18 protein-coding genes are annotated in these 16,669 nt (G+C 64.6%); 8 read left to right on the top strand and 10 right to left on the bottom strand.

Going from position 1 to position 16,669, the window contains the following annotated elements; genetic code table 11:
* Positions 1-39 precede the first annotated feature (39 nt).
* From hisF to hisB, 5 genes are all read right to left on the bottom strand, one after another.
* Entirely contained in the window at positions 40-816 is a 777-nt protein-coding gene (hisF, locus tag QQJ84_RS13710) for an imidazole glycerol phosphate synthase subunit HisF (protein WP_284258857.1), read from the bottom strand.
* Positions 810-1,541 carry a 1-(5-phosphoribosyl)-5-[(5-phosphoribosylamino)methylideneamino]imidazole-4-carboxamide isomerase gene (hisA, locus tag QQJ84_RS13705; RefSeq protein WP_284258856.1) on the bottom strand — a complete coding sequence of 244 codons (732 nt, stop codon included), beginning with the start codon at positions 1,539-1,541 and terminating at the stop codon, positions 810-812. The genes hisF and hisA overlap by 7 nt, the downstream gene beginning before the upstream one ends.
* Positions 1,538-2,071: a GNAT family N-acetyltransferase gene (locus tag QQJ84_RS13700; protein ID WP_284258855.1), complete on the bottom strand. Its 534-nt coding sequence runs from the start codon at positions 2,069-2,071 to the stop codon at positions 1,538-1,540. The genes hisA and QQJ84_RS13700 overlap by 4 nt, the downstream gene beginning before the upstream one ends.
* A 71-nt stretch (positions 2,072-2,142) precedes the next feature.
* On the bottom strand, positions 2,143-2,778 hold the full coding sequence (hisH, locus tag QQJ84_RS13695; RefSeq protein ID WP_284258854.1) for an imidazole glycerol phosphate synthase subunit HisH: 636 nt from the start codon (positions 2,776-2,778) through the stop codon (positions 2,143-2,145).
* Between the two features lie 5 nt (positions 2,779-2,783).
* Positions 2,784-3,374: an imidazoleglycerol-phosphate dehydratase HisB gene (gene hisB / locus QQJ84_RS13690; protein ID WP_284258853.1), complete on the bottom strand. Its 591-nt coding sequence runs from the start codon at positions 3,372-3,374 to the stop codon at positions 2,784-2,786.
* A gap of 113 nt (positions 3,375-3,487) precedes the next feature.
* Between hisB and QQJ84_RS13685 the strand changes: the two genes are divergently transcribed.
* The 3 genes from QQJ84_RS13685 to QQJ84_RS13675 all read left to right on the top strand — a co-directional run bounded on the left by QQJ84_RS13685 (position 3,488) and on the right by QQJ84_RS13675 (position 5,996).
* Positions 3,488-4,681, top strand: coding sequence for a multidrug effflux MFS transporter (locus QQJ84_RS13685; RefSeq protein ID WP_284258852.1), 1,194 nt, complete (start codon positions 3,488-3,490; stop codon positions 4,679-4,681).
* A gap of 7 nt (positions 4,682-4,688) precedes the next feature.
* A complete protein-coding gene (locus QQJ84_RS13680) occupies positions 4,689-5,426 on the top strand; it encodes a gamma-glutamyl-gamma-aminobutyrate hydrolase family protein (protein ID WP_284258851.1) in 738 nt (245 codons plus the stop codon).
* A gap of 90 nt (positions 5,427-5,516) precedes the next feature.
* Positions 5,517-5,996: a hypothetical protein gene (locus tag QQJ84_RS13675; protein ID WP_284258850.1), complete on the top strand. Its 480-nt coding sequence runs from the start codon at positions 5,517-5,519 to the stop codon at positions 5,994-5,996.
* Between the two features lie 95 nt (positions 5,997-6,091).
* On the opposite strand, the gene mctP is transcribed toward QQJ84_RS13675, so the two are convergent.
* From mctP to purB, 4 genes are all read right to left on the bottom strand, one after another.
* A complete protein-coding gene (gene mctP, locus QQJ84_RS13670) occupies positions 6,092-7,612 on the bottom strand; it encodes a monocarboxylate uptake permease MctP (RefSeq protein WP_284258849.1) in 1,521 nt (506 codons plus the stop codon).
* Positions 7,612-7,791, bottom strand: coding sequence for a DUF3311 domain-containing protein (locus QQJ84_RS13665; RefSeq protein ID WP_284258848.1), 180 nt, complete (start codon positions 7,789-7,791; stop codon positions 7,612-7,614). The genes mctP and QQJ84_RS13665 overlap by 1 nt, the downstream gene beginning before the upstream one ends.
* Before the next feature lie 76 nt (positions 7,792-7,867).
* Positions 7,868-8,554 carry an NRDE family protein gene (locus QQJ84_RS13660; protein ID WP_284258847.1) on the bottom strand — a complete coding sequence of 229 codons (687 nt, stop codon included), beginning with the start codon at positions 8,552-8,554 and terminating at the stop codon, positions 7,868-7,870.
* Between the two features lie 11 nt (positions 8,555-8,565).
* Complete coding sequence (purB, locus tag QQJ84_RS13655) at positions 8,566-9,897, bottom strand: adenylosuccinate lyase (protein ID WP_284258846.1); 1,332 nt, start codon at positions 9,895-9,897, stop codon at positions 8,566-8,568.
* Between the two features lie 89 nt (positions 9,898-9,986).
* Here purB and QQJ84_RS13650 point away from each other — a divergent pair, with 89 nt between their 5' ends.
* Genes QQJ84_RS13650 through QQJ84_RS13630 form a run of 5 tightly spaced genes read left to right on the top strand, consistent with a single transcriptional unit; the run spans position 9,987 to position 14,006 of the window.
* Positions 9,987-10,577: a TerC family protein gene (locus QQJ84_RS13650; protein ID WP_284258845.1), complete on the top strand. Its 591-nt coding sequence runs from the start codon at positions 9,987-9,989 to the stop codon at positions 10,575-10,577.
* Complete coding sequence (locus QQJ84_RS13645) at positions 10,574-11,650, top strand: ABC transporter permease (RefSeq protein ID WP_284258844.1); 1,077 nt, start codon at positions 10,574-10,576, stop codon at positions 11,648-11,650. Before QQJ84_RS13650 ends, QQJ84_RS13645 begins: the two co-directional genes overlap by 4 nt.
* Positions 11,651-12,388 (top strand): ABC transporter ATP-binding protein, encoded by a 738-nt coding sequence (locus QQJ84_RS13640; protein WP_284258843.1) that lies wholly within the window; start codon positions 11,651-11,653, stop codon positions 12,386-12,388. It begins immediately after the preceding gene.
* Positions 12,385-13,377, top strand: coding sequence for an MlaD family protein (locus tag QQJ84_RS13635; protein ID WP_284258842.1), 993 nt, complete (start codon positions 12,385-12,387; stop codon positions 13,375-13,377). Before QQJ84_RS13640 ends, QQJ84_RS13635 begins: the two co-directional genes overlap by 4 nt.
* Positions 13,374-14,006 carry an ABC-type transport auxiliary lipoprotein family protein gene (locus QQJ84_RS13630; RefSeq protein ID WP_284258841.1) on the top strand — a complete coding sequence of 211 codons (633 nt, stop codon included), beginning with the start codon at positions 13,374-13,376 and terminating at the stop codon, positions 14,004-14,006. The genes QQJ84_RS13635 and QQJ84_RS13630 overlap by 4 nt, the downstream gene beginning before the upstream one ends.
* Before the next feature lie 49 nt (positions 14,007-14,055).
* On the opposite strand, the gene QQJ84_RS13625 is transcribed toward QQJ84_RS13630, so the two are convergent.
* Positions 14,056-16,392 (bottom strand): adenosylcobalamin-dependent ribonucleoside-diphosphate reductase, encoded by a 2,337-nt coding sequence (locus tag QQJ84_RS13625; protein WP_456304815.1) that lies wholly within the window; start codon positions 16,390-16,392, stop codon positions 14,056-14,058.
* Between the last annotated feature and the right edge of the window lie 277 nt (positions 16,393-16,669).

Below are 16,669 nucleotides of genomic sequence, written 5' to 3'. Positions count from 1 at the left end.
GGCGATTTTCTTGGCCATCGGCGGTTCTTGCGACTCCTTCTAGCTTTGGAGTATCGCGCGCGGCAGGCGCACCGGCAAGCCTGCAGCCGCCAAAGCCTCCTTAACCTGGGTGATGGTGAACTGGCCAAAATGGAACACGCTGGCGGCCAGCAGCCCGGTCGCCCCGGCCTGCGCGCCCTCCACGAAGTGCTGCAGCGTCCCCACCCCGCCCGAGGCGATCACCGGCAGGCGCACCGCCGCGCAGATGCGCCGCAGCAACTCCAGGTCAAACCCCTTGCCGGTGCCGTCGCGGTCCATCGAGGTCAGCAAAATTTCTCCCGCCCCCAGGCTTTCCATCTGCTTCGCCCACTCAATCACATCCAGCCCGGTATTGGTCCGCCCGCCGTGCGAGAACACCTCCCATTTGTCCGGGGCGGACTGACGCGCATCAATCGCCACCACCACGCACTGGCTGCCAAATTTCCGCGCCGCCTCGGCCACCAGCTCCGGCCGGCTGATCGCGGCCGAGTTGATGCTGCATTTATCCGCCCCCGCCAGCAGCAGCCGGCGCATATCACCGGTGCTGCGTATTCCCCCACCCACGGTCAGCGGCAGAAACACCTTCTCCGCTGTGCGCGAGACCACATCGAGGATCGTATCGCGGTTGTCCGAGCTTGCGGTAATATCCAGAAACGTCAGCTCATCCGCCCCGGCGGCGTCATACACCACCGCCTGCTCCACCGGGTCTCCGGCATCGCGCAGCGAGACGAAGTTAACGCCCTTCACCACGCGCCCGTCCTTCACATCCAGGCAGGGGATCACCCGCAACTTCAGCATGCCGCCAGCGCCTCGGCGGGCTTCAGGCTACCGTCATAAAGCGCGCGCCCGAGAATCGCGCCGTTTAGATTGGGGCTTTGCCGCGCCGCCGCCTTCAGCGCCACAATATCGGCGACTCCGGCGACTCCGCCCGAGGCGATCACCGGCACATTCACCGCATCGGCCAGCGCCGCCGTCTCCTCCAGGTTCAACCCGGTCTTCATCCCGTCACGCGCGATATCGGTGTAGATTATCCCGGCAATCCCCGCATCCTGCAGCCGCACCGCCAAATCCGCCGCCCGCAGGTTCGATGTCTCAGCCCATCCCTCGGTCGCCACCATGCCCGCCTTGGCATCGATGCCCACCACAATCCGCCCTGGAAATTTTTGGCACGCCTCAAACACCAGCGCCGGGTTTTTCGCAGCCGCGCTGCCCAGAATCACCCGGTTCACCCCGGCCGCCAGCCAGCTCTCAATCCCCGCCAAGTCCCTTATCCCGCCGCCCAACTGCACAGGCACGCTCACGGCAGCCAAAATCGCCCTTACCGCCTCGCCATTCACCGGCCGCCCGGCAAACGCGCCGTTCAAATCCACCACATGAATCCAGCCAAACCCCGCCGCCTCCCAGGCCTGCGCCTGTTTGCCAGGATCTTCCCCATAAACCGTCGCCTGGTCCATCTCGCCGCGCAGCAGCCGCACGCAGGCACCATCCTTCAGGTCGATTGCCGGATACAGCGTTAAGGTCATTTGCTCAGCTTCTTGTAATAAAAATGCCCCGCCACAGTGGCCCCCTTCACCCGCGCATAGGCCGGATGCGTCCCCCAGCGCGTAAACCCGCAAGCCTCATAGAGCGAAATCGCCCCGGTCTGCGTCTCGCGCACATCCAGGTTCAACACCTGATACCCCAGTTTGAGCGCCTGATCCTCGGCACAAAGCAGCATCAGCCGCGCCAGCCCGTGCCCGCGCGCATAGGGCGCCACGAAATGATGCATCAGCGTGGCCGCAAACGCCTGCGCCTCGTTATTGCGCGAGGGCCGCACGAGTTGGATCGCGCCATAAATCACGCCGTCCATCCGCCCCACGATCAACTCGCGTTCCGGCACCAGCGCCACGCCTTTAAAATATTGCTCGACCACGCTGGCCTTCGGCGGCTTCACCCAGCCGAACCCGCCGCCATTGAGAATCGCCGCGATCGTGGCCTCTGCCAGCGCATGCACATCCGCCTCATGCTCGAAGCGTTCCAGTCGTTCGGCCAACAGCGTGGCCGGTGGGGGCATATCTTGTTTCACCGCTGCCTAATCGCGCGTGCGGCCCGCGTAATCAAGTCATCTACCGTGAAGATGCCACTTTAAGGCGACCATTCCAGGAAGTTGCCCAAAATCCGCAAACCCACCTGCTGACTCTTCTCGGCATGAAACTGCGTGCCCGCCCGGTTGCCATGCGCCACCATCGCCACCACCGGCCCGCCGTAATCGGTCGTGGCCAGCAATTGCGCCGGGTCGGCCCCGGCCAGCGCGTAGGAATGCACGAAATAAGCATGGTCGCCCGGCTGCAGGCCCTCCAGCAATTTATGCGACCCCGGCTCGAACGCCAGCTCGTTCCAGCCCATATGCGGCAGGCGCAGCCCTGGCGCGGGCAGCGCCCGGATCTCGCCGCGCACCCAGCCGAAACCCGGCGTCACCTCATGCTCCAGCCCGCGCTCGGCCATCAGCTGCATGCCAACGCAAATGCCCAGAAACGGCGCCCCCGCGTCCACGCGCGCAAACATGGCCTCTTCCAGCCCGTCCACCCCCGCCAGCCCGGCGGCGCAATCGGCGAACGCCCCCTGGCCCGGCAGCACAATCCGATCCGCCCGCGCCACCACATCCGGGTCGGCGGTAATACGCACATCCGCCTTTATGCCGCGCTGCGCCGCCGCCAGCACAAGCCCCCGCGCCGCGGACGCCAGATTTCCGCTGTTGTAGTCAATGACCGTTACAAGCATGGTCCTTAGATCACGCCCTTGGTCGAGGGTATCTCCCCCGCCGCGCGCGGCTCAATCGCCACCGCCATCTTCAACGCCCGCGCCACCGCCTTGAACGTGGCCTCCGCGACGTGATGCGCATTGGTCCCGGCGAGCTGGCGCACATGCAGGTTGAACAGCCCGTTCCCCGCCAGCGCGCGGAAAAACTCCTCGATCAGCTGCGTATCCATGCCGCCCAGCATCGGCCGCTCGAAGCTGACCCCCCAGGCGACAAACGGCCGCCCGGACAAATCCACCACCGCCTCCACCAGCGCCTCATCCATCGGCACGCTGGCCTGGCCAAACCGGCTGATCCCGCGCTTCACATCCAGCGCCGAGCCCAGCGTCTGCCCGAGCACGATGCCCACATCCTCAACCGTGTGGTGCGCGTCGATATGCAGATCCCCCACCGCGCGGATGTTCAGGTCAAACAGCCCATGCCGGCCAAAGGCGTTCAGCATGTGGTCAAAAAACCCAACCCCGGTCGCGATCTCGGTCCTGCCGGTGCCATCAAGGTCCAGCCGGACCACAATATCGGTTTCAGAAGTCTTTCTGCTCAGTTCAGATGTGCGTGCCATGGCCCATGGCCTACAACAAACCCCCGGAAATTTAAACCGGGAAGCTCCAATTCAGGTCTCGGTTGCATTTTTCAGGGGTTCCGGCGCTCCCATTGCCCCTTTAAGTTCAGCGCATGGCCCGGCTAATCAATAAAAATCTTCCGATTCTGCTGGGCTTCCTCATCGCCGTCGGCCCCGTCTCGACCGACATGTACCTCCCGGCCTTCCCCGCCATCGCGCGCGACCTTCACAGCGCGGCGGCGCCGCAATATTCGCTGGCCGCCTATTTCATCGGCCTTGCCATCGGCCAGATGACCCAGGGCGCCCTGGCTGACCGCATGGGCCGGCGCACGCCGCTGCTGGCGGGCCTCATCATCTACACCATCGCCAGCACCGGCTGCTGGCTGAGCTGGAATGTCGAGAGCTTCATCGTCTTTCGTTTTCTCACGGCGCTCGGCGCCTCGGCGGGTGTTGTCATCCCTCGCGCCATGGTGCGCGATCTGGCCGATGGCCCAGCCGCCGCCAGATTGTTTTCCAAACTCATGCTGGTCATGGGCGCCGCCCCCGTCGCCGCGCCCATGCTGGGCTCGCTTTGTGTCATGTTCGCGAGCTGGCGGATTATTTTCGCCATCTGCACGCTCTACGGCGTGGCGGCGGTCGCCGCCATCTGGTTCTTCCTGCCCGACACCTTGCCCCTCTCGCGCCGCACCCGCCTTGGCTTCATCCCCGTGCTGCTTCGCTACGGCGCGATCTTCCGCGAACGCGCCTTTCTCACCCATGCCTGCGTAGGCGCCTTCACCTCGGCGGCCCTGTTCGCCTATCTCGCCGCCACGCCCCAGGTCTTCATCAACGAATACGGATGGAACACCACCGGCTACGCGGCACTGTTTGGCGTCAACTCCATCGCCTACATCGGCTTCAACCAGCTTAACCCCGCGCTGGTGACACGTTTTGGCGTTGCGCGGGTCATCACCCTGGCAGGCGCCGTCCTGCTCATCGCCTGCCTCGGCCTGGTGGTCATGGCCTGGAACCCGCACGGCCCTTACCCGCTCGCGGGCATGCTCGCTTTCTCCGAACTCGGCTTCGGCCTTTTGCTGCCCTGTTCCCTGGTCGGCGCCCTCTCGCGCCACCAGGCGCATGCCGGCAGCGCCTCGGCCCTGCTCGGCACCATGCAATTCATCGGTGGCGCCATCACCGGCCTGCTCATGGGCGTGCTGGCCGACGGCACGGCCAGACCCATGGCCGCCGCGATGCTGCTATGCGCCGCCGCCGTGGTGCTTGCCGCCGCCCTGCGCCCCAGTTTAAGTTTTTCTCCAACGGAGAGTTAAAAAGAGCATGACCCAGAGCATCATCGGCATTCCCGCCTGCACCAAATTCATCGCCGGCTACGTCCAGCACGCCACCCCGGCGCGCTACGGCGCCTCGCTGATCGCCGCTTCCAACGCCATTCCCATCCTCATCCCCCCCGAGGGCGAGCAGATGCGCGGCCTGCTCGACCGCCTTGACGGCATCATGTTCAACGGCAGCCCCTCCAACGTCGCCCCGCTGCGCTACGGCGCCGATTTTGACGCCACCCCCGACGCCCATGACCCCGAGCGCGACGCCACCACCATCCCGCTCATCCTCGCGGCGCTGGACCGTGGCATCCCCGTTTTATGCATCTGCCGCGGCATGCAGGAGCTCAACGTCGCCCTCGGCGGCACCTTGTTCCAGGAGGTTCACCTCCAGCCCGGCCGCATGGACCACCGCTCCGGCGAGGGCGAACACCGCTTCGCTGTCAAGCACGAGGTCACGCTCTCAGGTGAACTCGCCCGCATCTCCGGCGCGGAAACAATCCAGGTGAACTCCCTCCACGGCCAGGCGATTGACCAGCTGGCCGCCGGCCTGGTGGTCGAGGGCACGGCACCGGACGGCACCATCGAGGCCGTGCGCGTCGAGGGCGCGAAAAATTTCGCCATCGCCGTGCAATGGCACCCGGAATGGGAAGTCACCCATTTCCCCGACCGCAAACGCCTCTTCAACGCCTTCGGCGACGCCTGCGCCGCCTATCGCCAGTCTCGCGATTCCGTATAAGTTTGCCTAAAACCCCATACCAGGGGTTGCAAAATCCCTGATTCCGGCGATTTATTCGGTCTATAGGCGTTTCAGAAGAGGGCCGTGGCTATGGACATCCAGACCATCGACAGCAACTACAACCAGCTACAGTCTCAGGCCCAGCAGACCGTGGCGGAGCTGAAGGAGCTGGCGGTCAAGCTGCAAGCCGCCGTTCAGGCGGGTGACCCCAACGCGCGGGAATGGTTCCTCGACCTTAAAAGCATCGCCCTGGCCATCCAGGCGGAGCAGAATCAGGTCTCCAACCTGCTCCAATCGCTGCATAATTTTGTCGAGGCCCAGCAGACGCAAGCCCAGCAGACCCAGGCCCAGCAGCCGCAGGTCCAGCAACTCCCGCCGCAATCCTCGCCCTGGGGCAACCAGCCCGCTGCCTACCCGCCGCCGAACAACGGCTACTACCCGCAGCAGAACAACATGCAAAACAACATGGGCGGCCTGCTCGGCGGCCTGCTCAACTCCGGCTTCGGCCGCGCCATCGTCACCGGCGCCGGTTTCGGCATCGGTGACGATATTATCAATAAAATTTTCTAGAGTGCGATCGTTTGAGGTTCGCTCAACCGAGCGAGCCGAAAGCGTGAATCGCCCTCAGAAAAATGCTTAGCCTGATCGCACTTAAAGCGATCGGGCTAAACATAATCCTCGGCGCGGGTCTCGTCGCCCGCGCGATCCGAGCAGAACGCATTCATCGGCAGGCTCAACACCGCAGCCACCACCGCATTCAGCAGCACCGTCGCCAGCGCGATATAGCTCGGCAGCGTGAAGCCCAGCACATGAAACGCCCAGATCGACCCCGCGAAATGGTTCAGCGCCACCAGCCATGTGGCGCTGATGATCCCCACGGCCCACCCCGCCAACAACGCCCAGCCGTTAAAAAACCGCGTGAACACCGAGAACACGATCGCCGGAAACGTCTGGATAATCCACATGCCCCCCAATAGCTGGAGCTGCACCGCGTAGGTGGTGGGGATCACCAGAATAAACACCAGCGCCCCTGCCACCATCACCAGCGAGAAGAGTTTCGCCACCTTCGCCTCCCCGCTCGCGACACTTCCCGGCATGAACTGCGAATAAATATCGCGGGTGAAAATATTCGCCGAGGCGATGGCCATGATCGCGGCCGGCACCAGCGCGCCGATCGCGATCGCGCCAAACGCCACCCCCGCGAACCAGCCGGGGAACGCCTCAAGCACCAGCGCCGGCACCGCGAAGCTGGTGCCATATTGCTTAAACCCGGCGGCAAATTGCGGCATGTCCTTCACCCCGGAAGCCACCGCCATATACCCCACCAGCGCCAGCAACCCGAGCATGATGGAATAGGCGGGCAGCAGCACCGCATTGCGCCTTATCACCTGCGGCCCCGATGAGCTCAAAATCCCGGTCGTGGTATGCGGATACAAAAACAGCGCCATCGCCGAGCCAAGCGCCAGCGTCGCATAGCCGCTATAGGCCCCGGTGCTGCCCGCGGGGGGTGCCGCCAGCAGCAGCTTGGCGGGCGCAATCTTGGCAAAGACCGCGCCAAATCCTCCAAGTTCCGCCGGTATCACAATCACCGCGACAATCACGGTCAGATAAATCAGCAGATCCTTCACAATCGCGATCATCGCCGGCGCGCGCAGCCCGGAGGTATAGGTGAACGCCGCCAGCACCGTGAACGCCAGAATCAACGGCACATGCCCGGGAATTCCCAACGCGCCGATCACCGTCTGCATGCCGATCAACTGCAGCGCGATATAGGGCATGGTGGCGAAAATCCCCGTCAGCCCGATCGCGAGCGCCAGATGCTTGTTGCCATAGCGCCCGCGCACAAACTCCGGCCCAGTAATATACCCGTATTTATGCGCAACTTTCCAAAGTTTGGGAAACACCAGATACAAAATCGGATAGATCAGCACGGTATAAGGCAAGGCGAAAAACCCGACCGCCCCGGCGCCGAACATCAGTGCCGGAATCGCAATGAACGTGTAGGCCGTATAGGCATCACCGCCGATCAAAAACCACGAAACCCAGGTGCCAAAGCGCCGCCCGCCCAACCCCCATTCCTCGATATGTTCCAAATTCCCGGCATTCCACCGCGCGGCGGTGAAACCCAGCACGATCACCACGGCGATCAGCGCCAGAAACACAAGGGTTGCTGCGGGATAGGCCATTATTTTTCTCCCCCGTGCTCAACCCGGTAGACGATATAAATCAGCAGCGAGGCCACCGGCACCAGCGCGATCTGAAACCAGTAGAAAAACGGAAACCCGAACAGAGCGGGCGTGAGCCGGTTATAAAACGGCACGGCCAAAACCATCACAAACACCAAAAGCAACAGGATTTTTATCATGATTTCGCTCCCCTCATTTCTTACCGTTCCGGCTAGCGGAACAGCTTAGCGCATTCCACCAGGCCGTCCAACGAATTTACACGGCGACGGCAACAAACCCCACCGCATCCGGCCGTCCCGCCGCAAACCACCATTCTGGCTTTCCGGGAGGGCAGGGCAGGGCGATCAATGACGAACACACCGTGCCGAACCCATCCTTCTCGGGAATATTCAGCGTCGTCTCCCAATCCCCGGCGGCGTCCGCCAGTAGCGCCGCCCAATCCTCAAACGCCGCCGCCGAAAACCTTGGCAAATGCCTGGCAATTCGCGGATGCGCCACATCATTCGGCTCACCGGAGGTAATCATCGTCACCCCTTCGCCCAGCCGCGCCACATCCGGCTTTCCCTCGCCCAGCCCGCGTAATAAAAACGCGCCCGCCGCATCCGCCACCACCAGATTAAACGGCCGGTACGCTCCTGCATCCAGCCCGGCCAAAACCTGCGCCGCCGCGCTCGCCGAAGCTTCCCCCAGCGCCATCACCGGCAATTCCCCCCGGCTGCGTTTGCCCGCCGCCGGTCCCAGCGTGCCGGTCCGGTTCAGCACCGCCGCCACCACGCCATGCCGGTTCATCCCCAGCCAGGTGCCGCCCGCGAGTCTATCCCGCCCGGCGATCACCCCCGGCCAGAACTCCCCCGGCGGCTCCCAGGCGCGTTCCACCATCTCATCGCGGTTGGCGCCAATGAACACGCCTTGCGCGTCAATCCGCAGAATGATGGAACACACGCGCGCAAACCCTACCCAAACACGCGCTTGAAGATCACATCCACCTGCCCCAGATGCATCTCGGAGGCCATCGCCGCATCAATCTGCGCTTCGCTCACCCGCCCCGCGACCTCTTCATCGGCCAGCAAATTGGCGCGGAAATCGCGCGCTTCCGGCTGCCCCAGCTTCGTCCAGGTCGCCATCGCGTTGCGCTGCACGATCTTATACGCATCCTCGCGCAAAATCCCCGCCTTGGTCAGCGCCAGCAACACCTCGCCCGAATGCACAACCCCGCCCAGGCTGTCCATGTTCTCGCGCATCCGCTCGGGGTAGATCGTGAGCTTATCCATCATCCCCGCCAGCCGGCTGAGCGCGAAATCCAGCGTCACGGTCGCATCCGGCCCAATCCCGCGCTCGACCGAGGAATGGCTGATATCGCGCTCATGCCACAGCGCCACATTCTCCATCGCCGGCACCACCGCCGCGCGCACCAGCCGCGCCAGGCCGCATAAATTCTCCGAGAGCACAGGATTGCGCTTATGCGGCATCGCTGACGAACCCTTCTGCCCGGCGTGGAAAAACTCCTCCGCCTCGCGCACTTCCGAGCGCTGCAAATGCCGCACCTCGGTCGCCAGCCGCTCGATCCCGCACGCAATCACCCCCAGCGCCGCGAAAAACGCCGCATGCCGGTCGCGCGGGATCACCTGGGTCGAAACCGGCTCCACCGCCAGCCCCAACCTTGAGGCCACATATGCCTCAACCCGAGGGTCCACATGCGCGAACGTGCCCACCGCGCCGGATATCGCGCAGGTGGCAATCTCGGCCCGCGCCGCCACCAGCCGTTCCCGGTTGCGCGCGAACTCCGCATAATGCCCCGCCAGCTTCAGCCCAAAACTGGTCGGCTCGGCATGAATCCCATGGCTGCGGCCGATGGTCAGCGTATATTTATGTTCCAGCGCCCGCTTCTTCAGCGCCGCCAGCACCTCATCGATATCCGCCAGCAACAAATCCGCCGCCTGCGTCAGCTGCACCGCCAAACATGTGTCCAACACATCGCTTGAGGTCAGCCCCTGATGCACGAACCGGCTCTCCGGCCCCACGCTCTCCGCCAGCCAGGTCAAAAACGCGATCACATCATGGCGCGTCTCACGCTCGATCTCGTCAATGCGCTCCACATCCGCGGCATCAATCACCGCCAGCTTCGCACCGCCTTTCGCCCGGATCACTGCCGCCGCCTCGCGCGGGATCAACCCGGCCTCGGCCATCCCCTCGCAGGCCAGCGCCTCTATCTCGAACCAGATCTTGTACTTGTTCTCCTGCGTCCAGATGGCGGCGGCCTGCGGGCGGCTATAGCGGGGGATCATGGCTAACTCCTCATGTAAAATCTCAAGGCCCCGCCTAGCCTTCCGCCCCCGCATTGACAAGCCGCACAAGCGCAAGTCACTTCCCCATCATGGACCTCTCCGCGTTGCTCCCGCTGCTTGCCATCCTGCTGCAAGTCCTGCTGATCGACCTCGTTCTGGCCGGGGACAACGCCGTCGTCATCGGCCTGGCCGTCAACGGCCTGCCCCAGGCGCAGCGCCGTCAGGCCATCTGGTACGGCATCGCTGGCGCCACCGTCATCCGCATCGTCTTCGCCCTGGTTGCGCTGCAGATGCTGCACATCCTCGGCCTCACCCTGGCCGGCGGCATCCTGCTCCTCTGGGTCGTCTGGAAATCCGCCCGCGAACTGCATGGCGCCGAGGCCAACCACAGCATCAAACCCGCCGGCCGCCTGCGCGCCGCCATCTGGCGCATCATCATCGCCGACATCTCCATGTCGCTCGACAACGTCCTCGCCGTCGCCGGCGCCGCCCATGCCCACCCCTACGTCCTGGCGGCCGGCCTCGCCGTCTCCGTCGGCCTCATGGGTTTCGCCGCCACGCTGGTCGCCAAATTGCTTACCCGTTTCCCCTGGCTGGCCTGGGTCGGCATCGCAATCGTCCTATATGTATCCCTGAGCATGATCTACGACGGCACCCAGCAACTCCTCCACCACCCATGAGCGCCAGCCTCGCCCGGGCGGATAACCGCATCGCGCTCAGCGGCCCGCTCACCGCGCCGGGCCTGGGCAGGCTCTGGCCGCAGGCCATCAGCGCCGCCAGGGCCGCCAGCGGCACCCCCCTCACGCTGGACCTCTCAGGCGCCACAATCCTTGATACGTCCGGCGCCGCCCTCGTCCTCTCGATGGAAACCGCCCACGGCGGCCCGCTCACCCTCACCGGCGCCACCCCACACGCCACCGCCTTGCTCGCCCGGCTCCGCGCCGCCCAGCCGCCCCCCGGCGTTTCTCCCGGAACCCCCACACCCGAACGCCCCCCCGGCCTGTTTGAGCAGGCCAAAATCCGTATCGAATTCTTCGGCGTCACCGCTCTCGCCCTCACTGGTCTGCCGCGAAAACTCCGCTTCCTGCGCGGCGCTGATTTCTTCCGCATTGCCGACCGCGCCGGTCAGCAGGCGCTCCCGCTGGTCCTCATGCTCGGCTTCCTCATCGGCATGATCCTGGCCTTCCAATCCGCCATTCCCATGCAGCGGTTCGGCGCCGATCTCTACGTCGCCAACCTTGTCGCCATTTCGTTGTTCCGTGAGCTTGGCCCCCTTCTGGTTGCCGTCATCCTGGCCGGGCGCACCGGCTCAGCCTTCGCCGCCGAGCTCGGCACCATGCAGGTCAACGAGGAAATCGCAGCCCTCACCACCATGGGCATAGACCCCGCGACCATGCTGGTCCTCCCGCGCATCGCCGCCGCCATGCTGGTCATGCCCGCCCTCATCGTCGCCATGGATGTCTCCGGCCTGCTCGGCATGGGCTCCGTCCTCATGCTTTTCGGCTTTCCCGCCTCCGCCATCACCGCGCAGATCACCTCCGCGACCGGCCCGCAGGATTTTCTGCTCGGCCTGTTCAAAGGAATGGTCTTCGCCGCCGCGCTCGCCCTCATCGGCTGCCGCGCCGGCCTCACCGCGGGCAACGGCCCCCGCGCCGTGGGCGAGGCCGCCACCTCCGCGGTCGTCGGCGGCATTGTCGCCACCGTCCTGCTCGACGGTCTTTTCGCGGTCGTGTTCTACCGGCTGGGGCTATAGATGGCGCCCCTCATCTCCATCCAGAACGTGGCGCAAAAATTCGGCACCCGCACCATCTTCAAAAATGTCAGCTTCAACATTGAGCCCGGCGAAATCTTCGCCATCCTCGGCGGCTCCGGCTGCGGCAAATCCACCCTGCTCAAGCAGATCATCGGCCTGCTCGCGCCCACTTCCGGCCAGATCACCGTGGCCGGCCATTCCGTCGCCGATGAGGTGGAGGCCGTCCGCAAAACCATCGGCGTCATGTTCCAGTCCGGCGCCCTGTTCGGCTCCATGACCCTGCTGGAAAACGTCGCCCTCCCGCTCGCCGTCTTCACAGACCTCCCGGCCGCCGCCCGCAATGAGGTTGCGCGCATCAAACTGGCCCTGGTCGGCCTGGGCGCCGCCGCCGCGCGTCTCCCCGCCGAAATCTCCGGCGGCATGGTCAAGCGCGCCGCCATCGCCCGCGCCTTGGCGCTTGACCCTCCGATCCTCCTGCTCGACGAACCCTCCGCCGGGCTTGACCCCATCACCTCCGCCGAAATTGACCGCCTGATCCTCGACCTGCGTGACACCCTGGGCGCCACCTTCGTCGTGGTCACACATGAGCTGCCCTCCATCCTCGCCATCGCCGGCCGCTGCGCCATGCTGGACGCCAAGGCCCAGGGCCTCATCGCGCTCGGCCAGCCGCGGGAATTACAAGCCAATTCCACAATCCCCATGGTAAAAGCCTTCTTCAACCGGGAGACGCCGTCATGAACGCCCAGAGTACCGGTCTCAGAGTCGGCGTGTTCATCATCGCGGGCTTCATCGCCTTGCTGGCGCTCATCTTTTTCCTCAGCGGCGCGGCCCTTAACCCCGGCACGCCCTATGAGACCTATTTCCAGGAATCCGTGCAGGGGCTCGACACCGGCACTGCCGTCAAATTCCGCGGCGTCACCATAGGCAAAATCACCGACATCGGCCTCGTCGTGGCCGAATACCCGCCCGCCAGCGGCAACCAGGATGCGAAAGTCTACCACCAGGTCGTCGTCCGCTTCACCATCGACCCCAAAAAGCTCGGCCGCGCCAACAATATCGCCAACGCCATCGCCCACGGCCTGCGCGTGCAGATCGAACCCCAGGGCATCACGGGCCTCGCCTATCTGGAGCTGAGCTTCGTCAACCCGCAGCAATACCCCATCGCCACCGTCCCCTGGTTACCCGATTCCACCATCATCCCCTCCATACCCAGCACGCTCACCCAAATTCAGGACGCGCTGGAGCAGGTGATGTCCTCGCTCAGCCATGTTGATCTCGGCCAGATCGTCACCCAGATCAGCGCGCTCACCACCACGCTGCACGATGAAATCACCACCGGCGACGCGCATCAGGCCGTGGCCGCAGCCAACACCCTGCTCACCAACCTCAACACCACGCTCACCGCGACCGACCTGCCCGCCACCACAGCCTCCATCCGCTCCCTCGCCAGCGGCCCGCAGACGGTGCAGATCCTCGCCCAGCTCAACCAGACCACCGCGCAGCTCGCCAAAATCAGCGCGCAACTGCCCGCCCTGGTCGCCTCCTCCCAGGCCACCATCAACCAGGCCAACGAGACCACAGCCGACCTTCAGGCCCAGCTCCTGCCCATGCTGCAAGACATGAAAGCCACCACCGCCAATTTGCGCGCACTCTCCGCCGCGCTGTCGCGCAACCCATCCCAGGTGCTGCTCAGCGCGCCACCGCCCCCCGATGGAGCCAAACCATGAACCGCCGCTTCGCCTTCCTCGCCCCGCTGGCGCTCGGTTTATGTGCCCCGCTGGCGCTCAGTGCCTGCGCCTCGCTGCTGCCCGCGCAAAAATACATCCCGCGCACAACCTGGCCGCTTGACCCTCAGCCCCCGGCGCAAAACCCCGCCAACCCCTCCGGCCCCATCCTCATGGTGCGCGCCATCACCGCCGCGCCGGGGCTCGACCAGCAGGGCCTGCAATCGCTCGCACCCGGCGGCAGCCTGAACATTGACTATTACAACAACTGGGCCGCCGCCCCGGCGGATGCCGTCACCCAGGCCCTGATCAACTGGACGCAAGCCAGCGGCGCCTTCTCAGCCGTCATCTCTCCGGGCAGCCGGCTTACCCCCGCACTCATTCTGGAGGGCGAACTCACAACCCTGCTGGCCGACCCTGAGAAAAACCAGGCAACCGCCGTGCTCACCCTGGTCGTCATAAAACCCGCAGCTGGCCTCACCGCCAGCGCGCTCCCCCTGGTGCAAGAACGCATCACCGGCACCGCGCCGCTACAGGGCGCCACCCCCGCCGCTCAAGCGGCGGCCCAAACCGCCGCTCTTGCCAACGCGCTCACCCAGGCCATCACGCTCCTCACCCGCCAGGCCCGCTAGAGTGAGCTTGCGGCTGATTTTGTTCATGCAGCCTCAAACCGCAGCCTCTTCAGCTGCATTTTGACCAGCCGCACTGGTGGCAATTCAGGCAGCCGCCGTCCTTCGTAACGCCGGGCTGGTTGCATTGCGGACAGATCATGCCAAGCGCGCCCGCCGGTGCCGAGAGGTTGGCAACATGGGGTTGATGATCGGCATGGCCGCCGGGGGTCAGAAACCCGGTCTCGATCATGTGTTGCTCGATGATCCCGCCGATCGCGGCGATCAGCGAGGGCACATAGCGTCCGCCACTCCATTGCCCGCCGCGCGGGTCGAAAATATTCTTGAGCTCATCAGCCACAAACGCCACTTCGCCGCCCCGGCGGAACACCGCCGAGATCATCCGCGTCAGCGCCACCACCCAGCTGAAATGCTCCATGTTCGCAGATGAGATGAACACCTCGAACGGCCGCCGCCGCCCGGCTTCCTCAATGTCGTTGATGGTGATGTACATGGCGTGTTCGTTGTCGAGCCAGCGCAGCTTGTAGGTGCTGCCCGCAAGCTTGCCCGGCCGGGGGATCGGCGAGTGGTTCGGCTCAACCGGGATGGCCGCGGCCGCCGCCACGGCCTCCGCGTCGCTGGCGGGCTCGGGCGCGACCGAGAGGATGGAGCCGGTGATCGCGTTGGGCCGGTAGGTGGTGCAGCCCTTGCAGCCCTGGCGGTAGGCCTCAAAGTACACTTCCTGGAACGCCTCGAACGGAATATCCGCAGGCACGTTCACGGTCTTTGAGATGGCGCTATCGACATGGCGCTGCAGCGCGGCCTGCATGCGGATATGCTCCAGCGGCGTCAGCGTCTGCGCCGTCACGAAATAATCGGGCAGTTTCGCCTCCGCACCAAACTTCGCGCGATACAGCCGCACCGCATAATCCTCAACCAGCTCCTCGCGTTTTGAGCCATCGGGCTCGGTCACCTTGCGCACGAAACTATGCGCGAACACCGGCTCCACGCCGGAGGAGACATTATCGGCCAGCAGCGAGATCGTGCCGGTCGGCGCGATGGAGGTGAGCAGCGCGTTGCGGATGCCGTGCTCGCCGATCAACGCCCGCACATCGGCATCGAGTTCGCGCACAGTCTCGCCCGCCAGATACGCCGCCTGCTCGTACAGCGGGAACGGCGCTTTCTCGGCCGCGAGCCTGGCGGAGGCGATATAGGCAGCGCGGTTAACCTCGCGTGCCCAACGCTCCGCCGCCTCGGCCGCTTTGGGCGTGCCATAGCGCAAGCCCACCATCATCAGCGCGTCGGCCAGCCCGGTCAGCCCCAGGCCGATGCGCCGCTTGGCCATGGCCTCCTGGTGCTGCGCCTCCAGCGGAAAGCCCGAGGCATCGATGGTGTTGTCCATCATCCGCACGGCGACGGCGACGAGTTCGGTCAACGCCTCTTCATCGAGATGCGCCGCCGGCGTGAACGGTTCGCGCACCAGCGCGGCCAGATTGATCGAGCCCAGCAGGCAGGCGCCATAAGGCGGAAGCGGCTGCTCGGCGCAGGGGTTGGTGGAGTGGATCGTCTCGCAATAATACAGGTTGTTGCGCTTGTTGATGCGGTCGATGAACAGCACGCCCGGCTCGGCGTAGTCATAGGTCGCGCGCATCACGCTCTCCCACAGCGCGCGCGCGCGCAGGGTGCGGTAGGTGGTGCCGCCAAACACCAGCGGCCAGTCAGCATCGGCCTCCACAGCGGCCATGAAGGCATCGGTGATCAGCACCGAGAGATTGAAGTTGCGCAACCGCCCCGGCTCGCGCTTGGCGGCGATGAACGCCTCGATATCAGGATGGTCGCAACGCAACGTCGCCATCATCGCGCCGCGCCGCGCCCCGGCGGACATGATGGTGCGGCACATCGCATCCCACACATCCATGAACGAGAGCGGGCCGGACGCATCGGCGCTGACGCCCTTCACCACCGCGCCCTTGGGCCGCAGCGTTGAGAAATCATAGCCGATGCCGCCGCCCTGCTGCATGGTCAGCGCGGCCTCGCGCAGATGCGAAAAAATACTGCCGAGGTCATCTTCGATGTCGCCCATGACAAAGCAGTTGAACAATGTCACCCGCCGGTCGGTGCCCGCCCCTGCGATGATGCGGCCCGCGGGCAAAAACTTGAAATCCTCCAGCGCGGTATAAAACCGGCTCTCCCATAGTGCCGGCTCCGCCTCCACGGCGGCGAGCGCCCGGGCGATGCGGCGCCAGGTGTCCTCGATCGTGATATCCATGGGCGTTCCGCCGTCGCTCTTAAGCCGGTATTTGTCAGCCCATATCTGGCGCGAAATCGAGGATATCCGCTCAAGCGCGGGGGGCTGCGTCTGCGAGTGTCCGGCAACCATGTCCATCACATTGTCCTGTCTTCTATCCAAGCCGTTGTTCACCAACCGCGATCACGCAACCCTCGCACCGTCAAAGCAGCCCGGCTCAGGCGCTTCAACACGTCTCCATAATGCGACTCCACAAGCCTGCGGTCAGCTACTTTTTTAAGCCTGGACGGCATCGAATACAACACAATATGTAGTTGTTTATTTTTTATAAAACACAAAATAGAGGCTTGCGCTTAAGCTCCGGCCAGCCAAAAGCGGCGTGCCCGCTCCCCCTTTGGCGGGCGGCGGGCACGAAGCAAACTGGATTGAAGCATGCTTC

The organism is Acidocella aquatica (assembly GCF_030160635.1).
GTDB classification, from domain to species: domain Bacteria; phylum Pseudomonadota; class Alphaproteobacteria; order Acetobacterales; family Acetobacteraceae; genus Acidocella; species Acidocella aquatica.
Note: the sequence above shows the minus strand (reverse complement) of the source record. Positions and strands in the feature narration are given on the sequence as shown.